General features: G+C 50.0%; 13 protein-coding genes. 12 read left to right on the top strand and 1 reads right to left on the bottom strand.

Translation table 11 applies throughout. The annotated features are described in order from the left end of the window. Positions 1–23: 23 nt before the first annotated feature. From M1D30_RS00345 to M1D30_RS00290, 12 genes are all read left to right on the top strand, one after another. Positions 24–1,406: a fimbrillin family protein gene (locus M1D30_RS00345; protein ID WP_248505053.1), complete on the top strand. Its 1,383-nt coding sequence runs from the start codon at positions 24–26 to the stop codon at positions 1,404–1,406. Next, positions 1,390–2,607, top strand: a complete 1,218-nt coding sequence (locus M1D30_RS00340; protein WP_248505051.1) for a fimbrillin family protein — start codon at positions 1,390–1,392, stop codon at positions 2,605–2,607. Before M1D30_RS00345 ends, M1D30_RS00340 begins: the two co-directional genes overlap by 17 nt. An 18-nt stretch (positions 2,608–2,625) precedes the next feature. Continuing rightward, positions 2,626–4,965: a fimbrillin family protein gene (locus tag M1D30_RS00335; RefSeq protein WP_248505049.1), complete on the top strand. Its 2,340-nt coding sequence runs from the start codon at positions 2,626–2,628 to the stop codon at positions 4,963–4,965. A 70-nt stretch (positions 4,966–5,035) separates the two neighbouring features. Next, positions 5,036–7,279 (top strand): fimbrillin family protein, encoded by a 2,244-nt coding sequence (locus M1D30_RS00330; RefSeq protein ID WP_248505047.1) that lies wholly within the window; start codon positions 5,036–5,038, stop codon positions 7,277–7,279. Positions 7,280–7,287: 8 nt separating this feature from the next. Next, positions 7,288–9,207: a fimbrillin family protein gene (locus M1D30_RS00325; protein ID WP_248505044.1), complete on the top strand. Its 1,920-nt coding sequence runs from the start codon at positions 7,288–7,290 to the stop codon at positions 9,205–9,207. Between the two features lie 12 nt (positions 9,208–9,219). Next, positions 9,220–11,046 (top strand): fimbrillin family protein, encoded by a 1,827-nt coding sequence (locus M1D30_RS00320; RefSeq protein WP_248505042.1) that lies wholly within the window; start codon positions 9,220–9,222, stop codon positions 11,044–11,046. A gap of 57 nt (positions 11,047–11,103) precedes the next feature. Then, the gene (locus M1D30_RS00315; protein ID WP_248505040.1) at positions 11,104–12,285 is read left to right on the top strand and encodes a fimbrillin family protein; all 1,182 of its coding nucleotides are present in this window, start codon (positions 11,104–11,106) and stop codon (positions 12,283–12,285) included. Next, positions 12,269–15,079 (top strand): fimbrillin family protein, encoded by a 2,811-nt coding sequence (locus M1D30_RS00310; protein WP_248505038.1) that lies wholly within the window; start codon positions 12,269–12,271, stop codon positions 15,077–15,079. Before M1D30_RS00315 ends, M1D30_RS00310 begins: the two co-directional genes overlap by 17 nt. Before the next feature lie 6 nt (positions 15,080–15,085). Beyond that, positions 15,086–16,774: a hypothetical protein gene (locus M1D30_RS00305; RefSeq protein WP_248505036.1), complete on the top strand. Its 1,689-nt coding sequence runs from the start codon at positions 15,086–15,088 to the stop codon at positions 16,772–16,774. Between the two features lie 2 nt (positions 16,775–16,776). Continuing rightward, entirely contained in the window at positions 16,777–19,374 is a 2,598-nt protein-coding gene (locus M1D30_RS00300; protein ID WP_248505034.1) for a hypothetical protein, read from the top strand. 13 nt (positions 19,375–19,387) lie between these two features. Further along, on the top strand, positions 19,388–20,431 hold the full coding sequence (locus M1D30_RS00295; protein ID WP_248505032.1) for a fimbrillin family protein: 1,044 nt from the start codon (positions 19,388–19,390) through the stop codon (positions 20,429–20,431). Further along, positions 20,428–22,371 carry a fimbrillin family protein gene (locus M1D30_RS00290; RefSeq protein WP_248505029.1) on the top strand — a complete coding sequence of 648 codons (1,944 nt, stop codon included), beginning with the start codon at positions 20,428–20,430 and terminating at the stop codon, positions 22,369–22,371. The genes M1D30_RS00295 and M1D30_RS00290 overlap by 4 nt, the downstream gene beginning before the upstream one ends. Before the next feature lie 381 nt (positions 22,372–22,752). On the opposite strand, the gene gluQRS is transcribed toward M1D30_RS00290, so the two are convergent. Beyond that, positions 22,753–23,661 (bottom strand): tRNA glutamyl-Q(34) synthetase GluQRS, encoded by a 909-nt coding sequence (gene gluQRS, locus M1D30_RS00285; protein ID WP_248505027.1) that lies wholly within the window; start codon positions 23,659–23,661, stop codon positions 22,753–22,755. Positions 23,662–23,765 lie beyond the last annotated feature (104 nt).

The raw sequence follows: 23,765 nt of genomic DNA, 5'->3' as shown, positions 1-23,765 counted from the left end.
AACATAATCAACATTTACTACAAATGAAAAAAACAGTATTTTTAGCACTCGCTACTGTGGCACTGGCCAGCTGTAGCAGTGATGAGCTAATCAGCAATTCGTCTGCTGATGAAGCAGGCAGCAAGGCACCCATTGCCTTCAGCGTAGAGAAGCAGAATATCACACGCGCTGAGCAGTCACTTGAAAGCACGAAGCACTACAACTTCGGTGTATGGGCCTACAAGGTGAAAGGTGATAACAATCAGTTGGTGATGGGTAACTACCTGGTGGGTTATTCTGATGACAATGGCTTAGGCTATGCCAACGATGGTGCCACCACATGGGCAACTGCAGCGGGTACTCTTGACGACCACAAGTCACCCTGGTTCTATGAGAAACTGGGTACTGACGAGTACGGAAATACAGACGCAACAAAGGGTTATGTCAAGACCGAGAGCGACTTTATGTCTGCCAACAAGAACCAGTACCTGCGTTACTGGGACTTGGCTTTCGACAACACCTACTTCTATGCTTATGCACCTTACCGTAGTGCAGACGTGACCTTTGACTACACGACAAAGAAGATCACCGTTGATCAGGCTGCACAGACCGCTGCCTACGACAATCCCACCCTTCACGAGTTTATGTATGCTGGCGCAACAGCCAAGAACGCTGACCTGAAGGATGTGACGCTGAAGTTCAAGCACCTGGGTGCTCAGGTGAACCTGCGCTTCTATGAGGATGTGCGTGGCTATAAGGTACAGATTATCGACGTTGTTTCTGAGAAGGACAACTCAGGTATTCAGGCAACACCTGCAACCGTGAAAGAGAGCGGTACCCCCGTCACTAAGACTTACACCAAGGCGGACTATTACACCAGCTGTGGTGCCACTATCGACTTCAGCACCATTACCACTCCCTCAGCTTCTGTTAACCACACGGGCGCTGCAACAACGCAGGATAACCTGACGTTCGTGATTCCAGGAAAGGACAATCATCTGACTGACTTCAAGTCAAAGAGAGACGTCGACTACAGCATCATTCCTGAGAAGGTTTCTACTGGTACACAGAATTTCGCAGAGTCTCCCACTGTGTATTACCCTGTGGCTCAGCCCGAAAGCAGCGAGGTTGGTTTCACCTTCCACGTGTCATACAAGCTGATTGCTGAGGATAATGGCGAGGAGATCACCGTTAAGAATGCACGCGTATATGTGCCTGCAAAGAGCGGTTCTGACTTCATCGCTGCTTGGCAGCCTAACACCAAGTACACCTATACATTCAAGATTACAGAGAACTCAACAGGTTCAACAGATCCCACCAATCCTAACATCGACGAACCAGATGTTCCTGCTAACCCCACTGTATACCCTATCGTATTCGACGGTGCTACCATCGAAGATTATACTCCTAATGCACAAGATTATTAATAACTATACCCAAGCATGCTGGTGGATTGGTGCACTTCTGTGTGCCAATCTCACTGCATGTTCTTCTGACTCAACGATTCAAGAGGAGGATGTCTATGACAACCACACACCAATGGCGTTTGGTTCCTCTCTCTCATCGTCTGAGCCAGCTTTCACCCGTGGTGTCACATCGTTAGAGGCCGACTTTAAGGTGGGCACCTGGAAAAACTTCAATCAATCTGGCGAGCAACAGGTGATGGATGGCTACAAGGTAGACTATACCGCCGATGCCACCCCCTATCGCTGGAACTACAATGGCGTAAACGGACAGGTGCTTCGCTACTGGGATCTTTCGGCCTATCCTTATGAGTTCCGTGCCGTGTCTCCTTACTTCAAAGGCGCCACCATCCTGAACACGGGCATCAACCTGGACCTTTCTGACCGTCCATTCCTGTCACAGACCTATCTGAACGAGGTGTATAACATAACCAACCAACAGGGAGAACCCTGTGTAATAGCCCAGGTCTGCCGTCGGAAGAACGGTGCAGTCTATGAAGACCGTGACGAAATAAAGAATGTGGAGATTAACACCAATGAAAAGGCAAATGCAGTACGTGAAGTGCATATGCCCTTTCATCATCTGATAACGAAAGTGGGATTCCGCATCTTCATTGACGACCCCCAACCTTCATCGCCCAACTATCGTGTAGCGTTGAAAAGCGTGAAGATATCTGTTGTCAACGCTGACAACAACTTTGTGATTAGCAGTAAGTCATATACTGCCACAAACCAACAGGGACTGGACCATGGCACCTTCGCGGACAACACCACTGCCACAGGCGAGTACACCATGCTGCAGCATGGTGAATATGTGGGAAAGAACCTGCGCGAAAACCTGAATCGCGAAACGGCTCTCGACCTCTGTCCGTTATATCTTCAGCAGATACCCCAAAAGGATGTGCAAATCCACGTAGAGGTAGAGATGCAGACCGACCACCTAACCAATGGAGTGGTGGATGCCTCTAACGCGTTTACCTATGACAGTGTGCTCAGTCTGGACAAGACCAGCACCACAGGTGACCGCTTTACCTGGGAGCCCGACACCCGCTATGTGTATTTCCTTCATATCCCCAACCTGCACAAGCATACCATCTTCCTCGATACCTGCGAGATTCTTCCATGGGACGAGGTAAAGTCATCAGATATTTCCATCGAATTATAACAAAAATAGAATATAAAAATGAAAAAGATTTTCAAGTACACTCTGCCTGTGGTTGCCCTCTGTGCCACCCTGGCATCATGTTCTGACGAGACCACAGGAGTTGGTATCGAGAATTACAACAATGGAAAGGAGCTTATTGCACTTTCTGGTAATGACAATGGCGTAACACGTGCTGCCCTGACCCGTGGTGGATTCAGTGCTGAGACCAAGGTAGAAATGCGCATCAAGGCTATCAACAAAAATGACGCGAGCGCAAAGGCTCGTTACGCAGAGGCCACTGCTACAGCTTCTGCTGCAACTGGCAGCGATCTTTCTAATCTTTCTTATAAGTCAGGTCTGGAGCGCTATTGGGACGACGCCTTTGGTCGTGAGTCTCAGTTGACCATCTATGCTTTCGCTATCCCTGGTCAGACATCAGCTAAACTTCCTGAGTGGAGCAAGACCGGCTGGAAACCTGTTGATTCGCAGACCAACCCTAACTGGTTCACCTCTACTGCTGATGACACACAGGTAAGTTGGTCTGTTGCTACTGAGCAGACTTCAGAAACGATGACTGCTCAGGACCTTACTTACAGTAACAATATCAGTGAAAATGGTAAGGGAGGACGCTACAGCAACGAATATGATGCTGCAAATAGTAAGTGGAAAACCAAAGATTTCCTAGACGGACAGTTGGTTTGGATTGCCAAAGAAGCAGGCTCTACCACAGGTAAATTCGATAAGGGTCACTTGGTCTTCAATCACGCTTTGTCTTGGATTGAGATCAACCTGAAGGAAGGTGACGGATTCAATAACTCTGCTAACACCGACTTCACTTGGACAAAGAGTCAAGCATCAGCAACCCAGAACATCACACTGGTAGGATTTAACACCACCGGTACCTTTGATGTCGCAAAAGGTGAATGGTCTAATCAGACACAGACCAACATCACTCAGATGGTTGAGAAAACCAGTACTCCCGAAGGAAAGACCACTCGTCAGCTCTATGCCTACGTGTTGCCCGGTACCAACCTCTATAGCACAACAACAAATGTCGTAGAGTTCGAGATCGACAATGCCAAGTACTATGTTTCTGGTCAGAAGATTGCAGAGGCTATTCGTAATTATTATACAACCGGTGCTGGTAAGAATGATGCAAAGGCAGCATCTTATCGGAGTTTCACCACCATCGAGGCTGGCAAGCATTATGTTATCAACCTCAGCGTATCAAAGAAGAGCGTCGACCGCATCACTGCAGCCATCATTGACTGGGAAACTGTTAACTCTGAGGATGCTGTTGCCGAGAATACCTATCCCGAATTTACGTTGGCCGATCGCGGTACTAAACTCACTGATACCAACAAGAATCAGTTCGCCCTCTATCGTGCAGCAAAGACCGCTTCCGACTACATCACTGGCGCAACAGAAGCGAACTATGACTGGAAATCAGGTTATGGTGTTGCTGCTACTAAGCAGTATGACAACACCAATAGTCTTTGGAAGACAACCGATTGGTTCTGGGAGAACAACCTGACCTACTATCACTTCCGCGCTGCTGGTTATACTGAAAACAGTTCTGAAACAGGTGTTACAATCAGCCAAGACGCAACAAATGGTGATTACTTCGCTATTAAGTCTGGTGCCCTTTCTAACTCTGACTATAAGGACTATGTTTGGGGTGCTCCCTTCAAAGCAGCAGCATCTGATAAGTTGACTTATTCTACAACTGACGGTTTTGATAATGCCAGCGGTACCACTCATCAGATTTCTCAAGCCATCGGTACTACAGCCAGCACCATCAACATGCTGCTGTTCCACATGACCAGTCAGATTACGGTAAATGTCAGAACCACTACTGATGCTAGCAAGGTAACGCTGAAGGACGGAACCAATACTGAGTTACCAATCACCAAGGTTGAGATTCTCAACTTCCTGCCAGACGGCAAGGTGCTGATGGGTAATGGTCTGGTATCTACTACCTCAACTACCAGAACTCCTGCTGCAGCTATGACATACGGTACATTTGCAGCTGCTACTGGTACAGACCCCGACCGTATAAACGACTACACCTATGGTATCGTTCCTCAGTCTCTGGCCTATGATGGTGGCACCATCGGTCTGCGTATCACTACTCCCGATGGTAACCAGTATGTTGTGAAAGACCTAAGCACTTGCACCGCAACTGTATCTTCTAATAATATCGCAAATCCATATACTCAAGTTCCCGGCGGCAACTACACCATCAATGCATGGTATCCAGGCTTTAAGTACAACTACACCATCACCATCAAGAAGACAGGTGTTGAGCGTATCACAGCTGCCGTTGTTGGTTGGGAAACCGTAACTGGTGACCTTGGTACCATCGATTTGGAGAACTAATATTTGTATCATACCAAAGTAACAATGCTTGGTATGCACTATACAAACAAAAGATTCATAAAACAACAAGATGCTTAAAAAGGCGGAAAAATATATAGCACTCGCACTGAGTTGCATGCTCACAGCAGCATGCAACTCAGACGATGCGCTGTCTATTCCCGACAATCAGGGTAAAACCCCTATAGAACTGACAGCGGGTGTGTTGAACGACAGTCCTGCCATTCATCGTGCCGTGACACGCTCGGTGACAACCACCAACGAGAATGCTGCCAAGCCGTTCGCCTCAGGTACCAGTGTTTATCTGGTATTAAAGAGTGAAAAGGACAACGCCGGCGCAGTTTACACACGTACCATAGGCTATCTGCAGGGCACCTCAGCAGCAAAAGCCAATGCCGTGCACTTTGCCAGCGATTTCGGACGTTTCTGGGAGGATAGCTATTCGCGCAACTCTCAGCTGTCGGCCTATGCTGCCTGTGTACCTGGCTATTATTTAGAGGAGTCTGTCAACGAAACACTGGAAGGCACCCCCAATGGGACGAAAGATGCAACGACTTGGGCCATCGCTGATTCCTATCAATACGATAACATTTGGGACAGGGATAATGGCGCCACCACCCTGACGTGGCCATTGCGTAAAAAGGGAGTTAGCAATCAGAATCAAGATAACTTTATCGCCAGTCAGGACCTCTGCTTCAGCAACAATGTGGCGAAGTTAAGCGAAACTGACGACAAACGCGTGATGTTCAGTTCTGAGCACAAAAAATTCGGTAGCGGAAAACTGGTCTTTTACCACGCACTGACCCGCATCACCTTTAAAATAAAGAAAGGTGAGGGTTTTACAGACAAAGATGCGTTTGCCTTTACCGAGGCAAACGAGAACATTGTGCTCAAGGGTTTCAACACCAGCGGCACTTTTAACATCACCGAAGGCGAGTTCCAGACAACGCCAGGCACTGAGACCATCAGTCAACTGGCAGTGACCGAGGATAATCGCAGTACCAATGGCACCTATGCCTATGTGCTGGACGGACTTATGGTGCCTGGTACAGACCTAAGTAGCATTGATGCTGACGAGATTTACTTCACCATCGATTACAACCTCTATCATATGAGTAAGTCGATGCTGATGACGGCATTGGCTGGCAAAACACTGAGCGACGGCACAACACCGGCCCTTGACGGCAACAAGATGCGCCCCGGTGTGCATTACGAGTTTACCATGAGTGTGGGCAAAAAGAAAATGGACAACTTTACGGCTGCCGTCGTTGACTGGGAAACGGTGGAAGCCGACGAGATGGAACCCACCAACGCCCGCATCCTGGTGTCTCTGCTTGAGAACAACAACAAGAAGACCGGAGAGGCCGACTTCGACCTGTTCAGGGCCAGCAACATCTCGGATACCATCGACGATGCATTCGAGAGTTATGAGTGGAACACAGGCTACAGTCTTACCGACAGTAAAGCACAGCTGGTGGAGGCATCGCAGAACTCAGGTATCTATGCCGCACAGGACGCCTCGGCCACAAACACCGCCTGGTATTGGCCCGACAACAAGACGTTCTACCACTTCCGCACAGTAATGCCTAAGACGGATGACAGCTGGAAGGTAAATGCTGACAGTGAACATGGCGACTATGTCACATTGAGGGCGGATTTCGGTGATACTTATAAAGACGTATGCTGGGGCGCACCCTTTGCATCAACATCAGGTAAGTTGACCTATGACCACGATGTGAACGGCTTTGATGCCAGCAGCACCAGTCATCAGATTTTCAAGGCTATCGGTCCTACCGAGGGTTCCATCACCATGGTATTGTTCCACATGATGAGCGATGTCAACATCAAGTTGACTACCACCGAAGACGACGATAAGGTAGACCTGACTAATGCCAAGATGGAATTGAGTAATATCCACGCCACAGGTAAGGTACTGATGGGTAATGGACTCGTAATTCCCGACAATGGTACTGCGACCGTGAACAACGAGAAGACGACAGGCAACAACCAAACTCCATGGCACTACGGCTTCATTCCACAGTCGCTCGACGATGTGATGCTCACCATCACCACGGCCGACAACAACCAGTATATCGTAACGATGAAGGATGTTGTGGCCACAACAGTTGGAAATAACCTTATTGCCAATCCATACCCTCAAAATGGCAACGGGAAATACGTCATTAATCGTTGGTTACCCAACTACAAGTACACCTACACTTTCAAACTCACCAAGGCCGGCATTGCCAAGCTCTCTGCAACACTGGCCAACTGGGAAGACGTGGAGGCTGGCGATGACAATGTTCAAATCAGATAAGAAAGAGAATGAGACTTAAACATTATTTATATATCACGACTCTGGTGTTGCTCACTGCTTGCAACAATAGCGACGAGCTGACCGACGGCACACCTCGTGCCAACGATGCCATCCAGTTGTCTGCCGGCATTGTGAAAGGCAGTCATGCTGTGATGACGCGTGCTGCCGGCGATACCTATCAGGCATTGACCAAGGGAACAGCCATCGCCCTGCAGGTGAGCGGCACATGGACAGGACACACGCAAGAGGAAGTGGTGAAAACCACAACGGCAGAAGCCGAACTATCGACAAACACAAGCAATGGTCTGTCGCTCACACCCGTCCTCTATTGGGACGACTATGGTATGGCCGACCCTGCTAATGCCACAACCGGCCGTACCACCGGTCTTACCATCTATGGTGCAGCCGTTAATGGTCTGACAACGGTGCCGGCGATTTCCGACTATACCGCACTGGTGTGGGATGTCAATGCCGACCAAACCACTGGTTGGAGCGAGAAAGATCTGCTGATATCAAATAATGTAAAAGCTGATAATACTTATAAGTTTGATGCACGTGGCACTGGCAAGCAATTGGAGTTTCGCCATGCCTTGAGTAAGGTGACCGTAAGCCTCAAGGCTGGAGAGGGATTTGCTGATAGCAAGTTTGTCAATGATCCCACGGTGACGCTGCTCGACTGGGCACATACTAACGGCACGGTAAACGTGACTGATGGTACCGTCACATTAGGTAACAATACGGGCGTCACCATGTATCAGGCTGCCACTGCCGCCACCGGTTACAACGTGACCAAAGAAGCACTGGTGATGCCAGGCAGCGCTTTCATAAAAGGTGCTGACATCATCAGAATCAATGCCGACGACAACATCTACTATGTGTCTTCCGAAAAGATTCGTGCGGTTATCAATGCTGCAGACCATGATACTGATGACCTCACCAAGGCGGGCAAGAACTATATCATCAAGGTGACGGTCAACAAGACCGACATTCAGGTATCTGCCACCGTGGTGGACTGGACAACCGTAGAGGCAGCAGAGGAACATCCCAAGATTCTCGTGAACAATGCCTATGGCGACAAGGGAAAGAGTTTCGACAAAGCCTTCGATTTCTATCGCAGTACATCGCTCAACAATGGCTATTCTAAGGATGCCGAGATGAGCTATGCAACTGCCACAGGCTGGACGATGACGCCTCAGCTCTATTGGCCCGACCACCTGACGCACTATCAGTTCCGTGGTGTATGGCCTACGACAGCAAAGGTTGTTGATGGCGAAGATGCAACCATGGACATGCAGATTATTAAGGTCAATAATGTGGCTTATCAAGAAGGAACATTCCCTTCTGACCTGCTGATTGCTCGTCCGGAGATTGCCGAGGATGCAGTATGCACCAACAAGGAACCAGGTCACACCACCACCAAACTCTTTGAGGGTGGTATCTGCGCCACCGAAGGTAACATCAACCTGAACTTCCGCTATATGATGGCACAGGTGGAAGTGAACCTCATCACGGCATCATCAGGTGATAATCAAGTGAATCTGACAGGAGCCAAGGTGGAACTGGTAAATGTGAAAAATACTGGAGACGTGACACTGGGCACACGCGAGGTTGTTCCTACGGGTGTGGCAGGCGAATATGTACTTGACGAAGATGCCAACGATGCCAACAAACGTCTGAGTGCCATCGTGCCTCAGGATTTGAGTGACATGAAGTTCCGCATCACCATCACAAACGGAACAGATGAGACCGATGTCTATTACGCTGACGTGGCTTCGATTGTGGATCAAACCTCTAATGAGAAGATCACCGCATGGAAGTCGGGCGAGCACTATGTTTATGCGCTGAACCTGCAGAAAACAAAGCTCAAGGTCTCAGCCACACTGACTGATTGGAAAAAGGTAAATGCCAGTGAGAATGTTTGGTTCTAAGCAACAATGCACATGATGAAGAAAAGAAACATATTATATATTGGTATAGCGCTGATGCTGACAGGATGTGCCAGCGATGAAAACATGAACGACACCCTGTCGGGCAATGGGAAGACACCCCTGCTGTTGGAAACCAGTCTGAACTCACAGCGCCTCGTGACAAGAGCAGTCAACGGCAGCTTTGCTGATGATGACCAGCTGCTGGTATATATCCGTCATACCACAGGAGGCGAGAAAGGCACCTATACCACTGTGGTTACAGACCAAGCTCCGAAACTTGTTACATTCAAGGCTTCTGTACCGCCCGTACTCTATTGGGATGATTTCAGTAACTCAAGTGCTAAGACCACGGATCTGCGCACAGAGGGCCATGCACTGCAGACCTATTATGGCTATTGCTATAATGGTGGAGCACCTACAACCACTTTGGAAGAAACGACTGGCAAACTGGGTTGGACCATCAGTAAAGAGCAGACATCTGCCGAGGTTGTGCAGCATGCCGACCTACTGTGGTCGGCCGAACAGGCTGCCGTAACCTATAAGCACGCAAAGACCCAACTTGGTAAACTGACAGTACCATTCACCCACGCCATGAGTGAGGTGACGGTCACCATCAAGACAGATAAAACCTTTGGTACGACACCGATGAAAGACACCCAGTTGATGCTGAACCAGATGCTGACAGTGTCAGAGGTGAATGCGCCGGAAGGAACAATCACCAGTACGACAGCAGCGAACATCCAGATGTATGGCGAACCTTACACATCGGGCGCCACTCGTACCTTCACCGCTATTGTGGCCCCCGGCACACCGCTCAACGTGGGCGACAAACTACTAAACATTGTTGACGTGGAGGGCAATAACTACACACTTACCATCACCGATGATATGCTGAAGGCTACGGCATGGGCCAAAGAGGGCTATGATGCTAATCAGACCGCTATCGCGACTCAGTCGGGCGTCAATTATCATCTTGATGTAAACGTCAGCAAAACCGCAATAACGGTGGAAGCCTCTCTGAAAGACTGGACCACGGTGACTGCCGAGGGCAATGGCGACATCGCCTTTGATCATGACATTGTCAACGTGACTGTTGAAGATGCCGGTAAAGCCTTTAAGGATGGGGCTTCATTCCGCCTGTTCTGGAAGAAGGCTTCTTCCACCAATGAATACGCATTGGCCACCACTTCCACTCTTAACTCTGGCGAGTGGACTAACTCTCCTGCCATCTACTGGCCCAACGGCACGGACCAGTTCTTCTTCCGTGCACTGAGTGGTAACGAAAACAATCTCGAGGTAAAACAGAATGAGGATGTCCTTTGGGGAACCACTGCCAAGCATAACAACATTGATGCTGGTGCGGCCATCGCACCCCGTACGGGTAATGTGCCCCTGATTTTTGAGCATGCCATGAGTAAGGTCGTTTTCAAGCTGGAGACCACCACCGGTGCCGATGCCGTGGATTTTGAAAAAGCTACGATTGCCGTCAGCAACCTTATTACCGCTGGTACTATCTACATGGAGGATGGAGCCATCACGGGTATTACTTCTGCAACCGATGCTATCAGCAGACTGGGTAAGGACGAAACAGTCATCGTGCTGCCGCAGGCCATCACCAACGATGCTTTCATCACTGTCACCCTGGCCGATGGCACAAAGTATAAGTTGCAGTTGAACCTGTGCAAAGACAAAGATAATGCAGGCATTACCACCTGGGTACGTGGCAAGAGTTATACCTACACCATCACATTAAAAAAAGAAGAGATTCAGTTCCGTGCTTTAGTGAAGGACTGGATAGAAGAGACTGGTAGCGGTAATGCCACGCTCGATTGGGACTAGAGATGTGCGGCGTTGCCGCAAGTTGAGAAGTGAGAATTGAAAATTGAGAGTTTAGACGTGAAATTCTGGATTAACATATATATCATCATGGCCTTGGTATTGTCAGGATGTACTGCCGAACAGGAGACATTTGACGAAGGACTACAGCAGATAGAGCGCATGCCTGTGCTCTTCTCCGCCGGTAATACCGAGGCAACCGTTACCCGTGCAACCGCATCCTATATGCCTAAGAACAGTCGCTTTGTCTGTTCCATGTTCTTCCATGCTGGTGCTAACGATACCAACGAATCTAAGTTTAGCGCTCCAGTATCCGATGTCAACATGACCACGGCCTGGCTGAAGATCAGCAACACCACGGGTAATGCCGTCTATTGGAATCAGACATACTCAGAAGTCAAAAAAGACAGTTTGGATGACTATGGTTTCGACATGAACTCCAAGTGTTTCTATTGGCAGAACCGCTTGAACCATATCTTCCTGGCGCTGACAGACAATCATGATCTTGATGGGAGCATTAGCAATGGTTCCCTGAAAATCTATCCGGATGTCACCGATAAATATAAGGACCAGTATATGCTGGCCTACGACCTGACAAGAGGCCAGAAGACATCAATGTCAGAGCAGCCAGACCCCATCCTCGCTTTAGAGACAGCACGTCCTTCGGGCGGCACCCCTGAGGCCAACCGCGTAAAACTGTTCTTTAAGCATCAGTTTGCACAGATACAGGTCAACCTGAAAAGCTCGTTGGACGAATCGGCGGTCATCAAGGACGAATGGATTGAAAGTGTAGAACTGCTGGGCGTGGCCGAGACGGGTTATGTGCCCTACTGCATCCTGCCAGACGGCACGCTGCCTGCTGTCACCTCCCTTCCCATCAATGTTGACGCCGATAAGTATCAGAAAACCATAAAAGACAATCCTTATGGTTCCTCTTTCAACATGTTCCAGCGCTCAACACCCGTAGGCGGCTATCTTAGGTCGTTCGAGTGTATCGCCTTCGGCACCCTGCAGGGCATCCGCATCACTTGGAGAGAGTCTGATGCCACCGATGCTGTCAAGCACGTGGCCACCTATAAAGGCGTGAAGAACCTGACGCTGAAGAGTGGCACCAAGTACATCTACAACATGGAGTTGCGTCGTAGTCTGATAGCAGAGGTCACTGCCAAGATCAAGCCTTGGGAGATGGACACATCGAGCTATTCGACTAATGGCACGATTAAAGATGATGATCAGAACTAAGAAAGACATGAAAAGAAACTATCTATATAAACTATCACAGCTGGTGCTCATGGCGACCTTCATCCTTGGGATGACAGGTTGTAATGAAACCCTTGACAGTCTTTTCTCTGAGGATATCTCCGAGGGCGAGGAAGTGATGTTCACCACCTCGCTGCCCAGTGCCCCTGCCACACGTGGTACTGCTCAAGAGGATTATGAGAAAGAGATGAATGCATATCAGGCCGTCAACAAGGCTTATGAGTTTACAATTGACATGTATCAGAAAGATGGCAACAGTGATAAACTCATAGGCACTAGCACCTATTGCCCTGCACCAACTGTAACCACAGACGAAGAAGGAGATACTGTATCGATCAAATATGATGGCATTGGTTCTCTAAAAAGCGATAAACCATTATATTGGCCCAGCACCACCGTGCCCTATGCCTTTAAGGCTGTGGCAGGCACAGATGACATCTCACCTATTCAGAACACCCCGAAAGACTGGCTACAGCAAGACCGTCTGGAGGGCTATGGCTATGTGCAGTTGTGGGACGCAGACAACGACAAACCCACAGACGACCTAGATGCCCTGAATTATCACACAGCCAAGGATTGGAAGAAACTGAACTATAATTCCAAGATGGTGAGCGACAATAACGACTTAAAGAAGATACCACTCTATCTGCAGCACAAACGTTCACTCATCAGCATCATCCTGAAGGCAGGCGAGGGTGTGAGTCGTAAGGCCCTGGCCTTTGACGTGGCCGAGAACGACTTGAGTGCCAACATCTATTCATATACCGATGGCGCCGCTAAGCCATTGGAGATTACGCCATTGGCCAAGGAAGAAAAGATTCATTACGATAAAGATAAGAACGGTGGAATTGAGGATAATGTGAGTACCACGCGCTATGATGCCATTGTGCAGCCCTACGACTATTCCGCCAAGCCCTCTACCGACCTCATTGCCAAGATTAGTCTTTCTGGTCAGCATTACTCATTCAAAGCAGAGAACGATTCAAAATTCAATGCCTCTGAAAATCCCAGCAATGCTAAATACAACCTGGAGCCTGGCAAGCATCTGGTCATCACCGTCACCCTGAGTCGTGACAGTCGTAAGATTCTGATGTCGGCCTATGTCGAGGATTGGACAGAAGAGGTGACCAATACCATCTGTGACGATTATGGTAATGCAGGCGAGCCCATCAAGATCAGTAATCGTGACGAGCTCATCGAATTCCTGAAATCAGACGAGAAGAACAAAGCAGGAAATGTGGCGCTGCTTACAGCTAATATTAACCTGGAGGAAACATCTGCCAACTATTCAGAAGATTGGTCAGTCTATAACGCTAGCTCCCTGAACTGTACGCTGAACCTGGGTGGCAAGTCGATTATCAGTAGCCATCGCTTTCTCTCAACCCTTGAGGATGCTGCCACCCTGCAGAACGGCACCATCCAGATTGGTGGTGTTGTTGATGCCGCTGTAGCTAAAACCAACAAGGGCGCCATCGAGGATGTCCGCGTGACGACAAAAGATGCAACGGCCCATGCCACTGCCGCAGGTGTGGTGGTCAACAACACTGGCACCATCTCGAAATGTCATTCCGCCTTGAGAGTGTCAGATGGTACTGTCGATTACGTGGGTGGTATTGCCGCTACTTCCCTTTCCGCAGAAAGTAAGATTGCCATCATCGATGGTTGCACCGTGACCAATCGTGTGGATGGTGGCAAACAGAAGGGTGGCGGCATCGTTGGTATGGCCAATGGCTACATCAACAACAACACCTTTGAATATGGCATCACCCTGAATCAGGACAAGACGCAATTCAAGAATATCGTGGGCGAAAGAAACAACAATCATGCCACCTTCAATGTTGAGAACAACGCCTGGCCAACAGTTGATGATAATTCCTTTGGTGAGAACCGTCCTAACACCAATGCCTTTGAGAATCCCTACTCAGGCATCATCGATTGTAAGGATGAGTTGGAAGCCTCAACAGGCCATCCATACAACGATGATAAAAAGCGTTATCGCCTGGCAAAGGATATCACCGTTCAGGAAACCACTGGCGACGTGAAATACGAACTGGATGGTAACGGCAAGACCATCACCACCAAGGCCATGATCTTTGATGAGGTCACAGGTATCATACACAACTTAACGGTTGATGTAATTGCCGATTTGACAGCCACTCAGGATGCGACACAAGCTACAGATGGTATCGCACCTTTGGCCTTTGCTGTTCACGGCGATGGTGCCGAGATCAGTAATATCAAGGTGAAGACCCTCAACAATACGGTCATCAAAGCCTCGAACCCAGCAGGTGTGGTGGTATGGGCTTACGACAATGCCACTGTCAAGAACTGCGAAGTACTGGTGAATCTCTATGCCAATGTGAGTACATCTGTCACGCAGGGACGTAAGTTTACAGGTGGTATTGTCTCTACAGCATCAAAGACTACAGTTACCCAATGCATCATCCATTCTGGCAGTAAGTTTGATGGCACTGGCGCTTCGGTCATCTATTGCGGTGGTATCGTGGGTGGTATAGAGAACAAATCAAATTCAAATAACACACCAGAACTGACCATCACCGACTGTACCAGCTTCATCATCTTGACACAGGATGAAAAGCACGGAGGAATCTTAGGCAGTGCTAATGTGGGCGCAAGTAATGTGACTGCCACCTCAAAGACCTGTCAGGGCAACTGGTGGCAGGACAACTGCAATGGTGTGGGCACACCAACAGGTAGTGATGAGTCGCTGATTGGTAAGCGCAATGCCATCACCCCAATGGAAAAGGATTTTTAAGCGAATATGATGAAGAAAATAAAAAGATATATCCCACTGGCTTTGGGTTTCATGCTCTTAACGGCATGCAACTCGCAGGATGAGGTGCTATCCTCCGAAGATGATAGCAACATCATTCATGTGGGCGGCGTGAGTACCAGCGATATGGTCACCACGGCTGTCGCAACGCGTGCCGACGTAGCCATCCAAACTCCCAATTGGCTGAAAGATAACTTGAGTGCAAAAGGTATGACCATCTACTATTATCAGGATGCCGATGCCAAGCAAGAGGCCAAGCTGAAACTTGCAAACGATCTTTATAGCTTGACGAACAGCAACGACAAGCACGCTAAGTGGTTGGGCAACGGTGCCCATTTCTTCGAGGGCGTTTTTATCCCTGAAGACTTGGAGGACAGTAAGACGCGTAACTACAATGCCTTAAGTCAGTATACCGCTGTTCCCCCCTCTACCAAGATTGCCGCTACCGTTGGTCGTATCACCATTCCCCTGCAGCATCGTCTGGCGCGTGTGGTGGCCTATGTATTGATAGACAAGACCATGAATGCCACCCTGAAGGGTTTTGATACAGAGAACGACAAGAACAACGAGAACGTGGAGAACACCATGCTGCGTTTCTGTAATGTCCGGACCCTTGATCATGTCGAGAATGGAAAGCCTGTCTGGAAAAAGGAACGCAAAGCCATCCCACATTATCTGGGTCAGGAAGAGGTGACACTGTATCAGGAGAATAAAACAGGCAAACTCATCTTCCCCATTGACGAGAACTACGAGGATGCCAAAAACGACACACAGGGCAACTACACCAGTCTGAACTATGGCAAGTGTCCCTACTACGACCTCATTGTCCGTCCCACCTATACAGAGAACAAGGAGAAACCCAATGTGATGTTCGATGAGACAGAACAGACTGCCAATTACAATAACAACATTGACTTCGAACTCACGCTGAGCAACGACCTGGAGTACGAGAAGTCCTTTACCTTCGACCTCAACGCCAACGACGAAACAGTAGTCTATCTGCGTGTTAATCCTGAGCGCATCGACTATAACAGTGCTGGCTCGCGCTTGTGGAAGGAAACCGTTTATCCAGATGACTATTATGGCGTGAACAACCAGAACGGCAACAACTTGTCAGTAGCAGGTAGCAGTTGGCAGCGTGCCTACACCAACAGTACCCTAAGCGCTGGCGTCACCGATGGTCATTTCTATGATGCCGACAGCGAGAACAATTCAGTGCAGTATGTGAGCGATGCCAGATGGATATACATGCTCCTGCAGGCTTATCAGGGTGGCGCGCATCATGGTGACTACTTCATTCTGCAGAAGGATATCACCATTGATACAGATACTTGTCATTTCCCTAAAGACTTTACCTTCACCGGCCACCTCGACGCCCTCGACCACAAGATTACCATCACAGGCAAACGAGCTTATCTGTTCGATGGCTTGAATGGCGAGTATACCACTACCCAGGAGACTGACAAGAACGCCACATGGGAGGCGAATGTCCATCTGGAGGGCACTACATGGGTTCCCACCTTGGGCTGGCGTGCTGAGGTGGTCAACACCATCATCACTGGTGCAAAGCTGTTTAAGGATAAGGATAACATCTCTGGCTACGTGAATAACTGTAAGTATATCAACGGCACAGATACTACGTATTATAGTCATACCCCCAAACTTCCAACCTATTAAGAATGATGAAGTTTAAACATATCATATATCTATTCGCAGCCATGGTGCTGACAGCCTGCACAGCCGACGACGATATGTTGCTCAACGACGAGCAACAGTCGCTGATGGGCCGTGCCGTGAACTTCAGTGCTACCATGGCCGACCCCTTCGCCACGCGTGCCACCTATCACCATGACGGTTCCTTCAACGAGGGCGACCAGATGCGCATCTTCCGTCAGTATGCTGAACAAGGTTCCAGCACCACATTCGAGGATGCCACCATCTTTCGCACCTATTATCTGAAGATGAACTATGCTGCTGGCACCTCCGTGTCGCTCAACGACGACTGGGTGCCCATGCCAGGTAAGTTGAAGTCGGATGCAAAAGGAAGCACAGCCGATCAGGACAAGGGCGACTCGCTGACATGGGAGAACGGTCGTATCGTGCGCTTCCGTGCCTGGGGACGCAGTAACCTGGCTGGTGTGCTGAATGCAAACAGCAAGGGCAGTTACTATCCTGACTATACCGTGTCCGACTGGGTCACCGTGTCTGGACCCACCAAGAGCATCCCCCTCACCATGCGCCATATCACCTGTCGTATCGGTTTGACCTGCAAGGCAGGCAATGAGTTTGGCAGTGCCACCATCTGTACAGACCTGGAGGACTATCGCCGCCAGGACAATGCCGACACCAAAGCGAATGATGAGGCAGAGAGCAACAAGAGCAAGGAGCAGGCCCAAAAAGAGCTCGACTCTGTGCTGGCCGTCTATAACAAAATGTGTATGCCTGCTGGTGTCGATGACGAGACCTTCCTCCTGACGGCTATGACCAAGGAACGTTATGACACCACCCAATACTTCAACGTCTTCGAGAAATCTGTCAAAGGCATCGTGAAGATAGGCGAGATGGGTGCTGATGCCATCCGTACGGACGTGCAGCGCCCAGTGTTCAATCATAACGACGGTCGCCTCTATATGATGTCGATTCCCTTTGATATGAGCGACAAGCAGAAGGGTCACGAGTTGGTGCTGCCTGCCTGCACCCGTTTCAAGGTGTGGCTCTACGATGTGAACAACGGCGACAGACACGCCACCGATGGCTCTACAGGCAGCGAGAGCAACTATCACATCTTCGCGCTGAGTGACATCAAGAAGGGTGAGAAGGCCGCATATCCCAATGGCTTGACGCTGAAGGCCGGCTATAGCTATCTGTTCAACGTGGGCTATCACTACGACAAACTCACCATCACGCCTGTCGACCAGTTCTCGTGGGACGAGCAGGACCAGAAAGAACAAAACGGCCAGAACGAGGCGCAAGCCAAAGAAAAACTCGACTTCGACTGGTGGACCACGGCCTATCGCGAGGCTGCCAAAACAGCTCTTAAAGGTGGTGCCTTCCTGCCTTCGTTCAGCATCAAGAACCAGACGGAGTTTCGCACATTTATCCATCTTGTCAACGGCACAGCTGCTACAAGGATGAATGGACTGAAACGTGGTGAGGTGCGTCTTGGCGAGAAGAACGACACCATCAAGGATGAAGACGGCTTCGAGACCTATTGGTGGATACTGGACAACGGCGACCAGATTACGATGGAAGAGGCCGAGGCAATGGGTTATGTGTTCTATCCCCATTTCTATCCCACCGTCTCAACCCAGAAGGCCTATGTCATCGAGGACTATGTCACTGGTCCCATGGACTTCTACGATACCGACTTTGACAACCGCTATGAGGTGAACCTGACGAACGACCTCGATCTCTACGACTGGGAGTTGCCCAGCATCGGCGAGAAGGAGAAGTACCCCTTCAGAGGCTACTTCAAAGGCAACGGACATACGCTCACCAATCTGAACATGACGAAGAAGTACCTCTTCGACCACGTGAAGGATGGTGCCATCACCAACCTGCGCATAGAGAGTACCCACGATGTCAGTCTGCTCAACACAGCCGTATCCAGTGGCAAATCGGGCTGGGGCTGTTATATCGCAGGCATCTCGCTGCTATGCAACAGTAGCGAGTGCGCCATTGCCAACAGTCTGACGGGCGCCAGCTATGTGGTTGGCTGCATCCACGTGGGCAATGCCAGTGGTGCACTGGTGGGCAAGGCCGACAACCTCACCATGCAGGGCTGCATGCAGGCTGCCGCTGGCATTCCTCAAAACACAGGCGCACTGCTGGGCGCCTATGCAGGCACCACCAAATTCTTTGCCCCTCAGTCGAGGAACAACGTGACGTGGGGTTCGTTCATGTGCAACTACTACGACATAGAAAAGTCGCCCAAGACCAATGCCGTGGGCAACATCACCGACAGCTATCCCTATCAGCAGTATATCCGTGGCAGGAAGTCGCACATCCTGAAAGCCAAGAACGACTATCTGATTGGCAACAATGTGGACTACTACACGCTGCCTGACAATATGAAGCCAGAGATGTACGGCTTGGCCCCCTGGAAGGCCATGAACTATGCCATCTGGAAGTACAACAGCTCTACTATTGGCACCAAGTACCCCTGTCAGATGCACTATCAGTCGTCAACGGTTGGCTACACCCACCTCTACCCCACACTGGAAGCAGGTGTGCCTGCAGTAGAGGACAGTTGGAACCCACTGATACAGAACAACTAAATCACGCAAGTCAATGAATATCAACAAGATACTTTTCTTTGGAATGGCCATACTACTGACTGCCTGTACTGCCGATGATGCAGAGCAGGCGCAGCAGTCGTCTGGCATCCTGTCGTTCTCGACCTCTATCGACCACTTCGAGGGCGAGGACGTTACGCGTACCAACTTCGAGGGCAATGCCTTCGAGGATGGCGACAAGATTAAGCTGAAGATTATCTGCCCCTTCTCAGCGCATACTGAGTTTGGCGAGACCACCTATGGCAACAGCTTTGACGCCTTCTGGCTTTTGAAATGGAACACTAATCAGTGGGCAACGATCGTGGCAAATGATGGCTATGATATCAACGGCGACTACACATCATCAAACTCGCCCAATATCTACGATCGCTACGAAGCCCAGCAGACACCCTATGTCTATACAGCCCAGACCTGGAGCGAGGAGCAGATCTTTATCGCTGGCAACGGCACGCGTGTGGAGCAATACAGTAACGTGTTCCATGCCAACCAGACCAAGGAGGCCAACTATAAGGCCAGCGACCTGATGTGGGCACAGACCATCCAGCAGACGGGCTCGTACAACGTGCATCTGAGTTTTAAGCATGTGATGGCGGCCCTGCTCGTTACTGTTAATGACAGTACTAATATTGGTATCACTGACAATGCCGTGCTCACCCTCGAGGGCATGCCCGATATCGATCAGGCAGAGGTGATCGTGGGCGACTATTATGCTGCCAAGAGTAAGGTGAACTCCAACAGCTATGGCTACCAGAGCAAGCACAGTTGCACCCAGGCTCAAAACGGCACTGTGATAGGTGTGGCTGTGGTGGACGACAACCAGAACAAGTCATATACGAAGGTCATCAGCGACATCTCGCAGGATGGCATCTATACGGCCTACAATGCTGGCAGCAAGACCTATCGACTGATTGTGCCTCCCTGCACACTTTCAAAGAATCCCACCTTCTGGCTGCGCGATGGCGAGAAGCGCTACAGCATGCAGTTGAACCAGACCACCTTCGAAGCAGGCAAACTCTATAAAGTAAAGATGACGATATGATGAAACGACATAAGATACTGTTCCTGGCCCTGACGGCCCTCCTTGCTGCCTGCAGCACTGACGAGGAAGTGTTCTCTGCGAACGATGAAGTCCTGGAGATGAAAGGCATACAGGTGGCCATCGCTGGCGAGGAGGCCCTCATCACGCGTGCTGCTACCATCGACCCCCTGAAGGTCAGCGTGGGGCGCACTAAGTTCGTGGACGACGACGAGATTGTATTCACCACCATCAAGCGTACGAAGAGTCCGCTGGATGCTTTCACCTATAGCAACATCCATTATCAGTATAATGGCACAAACTGGGAGCGCACGCCTAACGGCACCAACGACGATCCAGAGAAGATCTACTGGACCGATGGTCATAGCAATCACACCTTCATTGCCTATAACCTGCCTAAAGGCTATCAGTGGGAGACGGAGACGAATTCTGTGGGCAACAGTACCTACGACACCTATGCTGGCGAGTTGGGCAAAGGCAAAGATGTTATCGTTTACTCGCGCAATGAGGACATCGAGAAGGAGGATCCGCTGATTCTCTTCAGCGACACCACGAAGGCCGACAATGGCGGCTTGACCACCACCGTCTATTTCACCCATGCCTTGAGTAATGTGCGCGCCATTGTGAACATCAAGGACTTCGCTGCCAGTGCCACAGCTGTGGATACGTTGGTCAAGGTCAGCAACATGGTGCTCTATAATCAGCCCTGCAAATACACATGGGGTGGCAACAAGAAGGATGATGTCACAGCGCTCGATTTCAATAACGAGCAGCAGGTCTGCAAGAATATCACCCTTTGGTGTGCCAAGCCTGAAGGCGAGGGAAAGGCGCAGAGTAAGACGTTTACGTTTTATGGTCTGACCACGCCTCAGAACGCCACGTTCCATGGTCTTTCAAACAACAAAGAGCCGTTGAAGTTCTCGTTCGAGGTGGAATATCCTGATGCGATGGATCCCACCCAGACCGTCAAAAAGACCTATCAGGGCGAGTTTGGCGATACGGTCCACTTCAATCCTGGCGTGTGCACCACACTGAACATCTCGCTGAACCACCAGAACGAACGGATGTACGTGGATGTGACGTATAGCGACTGGAACTTCGTGGCTACGCCCGACCTGGGTGCCTTGCGCAAGAAGTCGACCTTCATGGATATCAACAGCGCTGTGACCATCCACAGCGATGCCAATGCCAACGTCGACGATGCCACATGGCTCTATCTGAAGGAGGGAAAACTCCTGGATATCTATGGCAACGAAGGCACAAGAGAAAACCCTTATCGCATCACGTCGGCCTCACAACTGTTGTCGTTTGCCAAGGAGGTGAAAGCTGGCGAGAGCTTTTCTGGTAAGTTCGTCCGACTGGATGCCGACATCACCATGCAGAGCAGCACAGCGAAGACGAATGTGGAGAGTGAGACATCTAATGTAAACCCTGTCGCATGGATAGGCATTGGCGAGGATGGCAAGTCGTTCGACGGCACCTTCCTTGGTGGCGACCGCTATATCAACCGACTCTATGGCAGTCCGCTATTCGTCAGTCTGGGCGAGCATGCCTGCATCGAGCAGTTGCACATCACCTCTATCGGCACCATCGCTGGCAGTGGCGCCTTGGCCAACACGAACGATGGCACCATTGGTGGCTGTAAGGTTATCGACGATGTGAACACCACGGATGGCGCACTGGTGGGAACGAACTACGGCCTCATCTATGCCTCCTACTGCACTGGCGAGACGGGCACCACCACCCTTATTGGCAGCAACAGTGGTCAGGTCGTCGGCTGCTATCAGTCCACCGACCTTACAGCCTTGGATGAAGCGAGTCTTGAGGCGAAGGTGAAGACGCTGAATAACGAATTGGGCGACTTATACAAAAACAATACGTCGCTCACCCAGTATGAGTACATCTATTCGCCAGGAAACTATCCTTCAGTGAAGAAGAAATAATCGCCTTGTTAAGTTTTATTGCCAAAAAACAGGGTTCTGAAAAAATGCAAACTAGAACGCAAAAAAGGGGCTTTTGGCCCCTTTTTTCATACCCCTATCGATTTCACCATGCAACGGAGGCTGTTTTACGATGCAACTCATGCTGTTTTACCATGCAAAACAGCCTCCGTTGCAGTGTAACTCAGGCTCCGTTACAACCTAAACGAATATTCGATTGCGTTCTAAATCTTTACACTTTTCGAGTCAATTTCGCAACTCTCTCATTTTCAGCATTTTACGAACATGCTCATATTTCGCCTGTACGCACAGAAAAAATTTTTGGCTCAGAATTTTTAAATCTCAGAGGCGCTATTGTAAAATGTTTTCGTTTCTTCACTCTGTTTAAAGCGTGGGCAGGTCGCTTTCCTTAACTGGCGGAAGAACGGTAGGGATGCGATTCCACGAGAAGGTGGGGAGGAGTTCTTCTGGGGTGATGGGAGCTGGCGAAGACTGCAGGCCGGCAAGGTGGGCCAGCAGACCAATGATCTCTGGGGCCGTGTGGTGCTGACGAAGCGCACCCATGTCGAGACCGCCATCGCGCTTGGACAGTCGCTGTCCCTGCTCGTTGCATAACAAGGGCAGGTGGATGAACTGTGGCGGCGTGAAACCAAGACACTGCGCCACGTACATCTGCTGTGGCGACGAGAGCAGTAGGTCGCAGCCACGCACCACCTCTGTGACACCCATCAGGGCATCGTCGATGACCACCACCAGCTGGTAGGCCCAGGCCCCATCCTTTCGGCGGATGATGAAGTCGCCCACATGATGGGCCAGGTTGACCGACTGCGTACCATAGTGCCCATCGACAAAGGTGATGTCCCTATCGGGCACGATGAGACGCGTGGCGGCAGGCTTGTTGGGCTGCTCCTTCAAGTGACGGCAGGTGCCAGGATAGACCACGCGTCCATCACTCTCGTGAGGCGCCTGCGTGGCCAGTAGGTCGGCACGTGTGCAATAGCAGGGATAGGTGATGCCCTGCGCCCTGAGCATCTCAAAGTAATGCTCGTAGATCTCTGAGCGCTCACTCTGATAGACGGGCTTGCCGTCCCACGTCAGTCCCAGCCATTCGAGGTCGTCCATCAGTTGGTCGGCAAAGCATTGGCGCGAACGCCCTGGGTCGATATCCTCGATGCGCAAGAGCCACTGTCCGCCCTTGCTCTTGGCCGACAGCCACGACAACAGCGCACTGAACACATTGCCCAGATGCATACGGCCTGTTGGCGAGGGTGCGAAACGTCCTGTTGGTGTCATCTTCATATGAAAAACGGATGCAAAGGTAGTAAAAAACGGCAAATTCCTTTTGGTTTTCTCACCTTTTTATTACCTTTGCAGGCGAATCGACTATAAATATCGAC

It is taken from the genome of Prevotella sp. E15-22 (assembly GCF_023204875.1).
Lineage (GTDB): Bacteria > Bacteroidota > Bacteroidia > Bacteroidales > Bacteroidaceae > Prevotella.
This window is presented reverse-complemented; position numbering and strand designations above follow the sequence as displayed.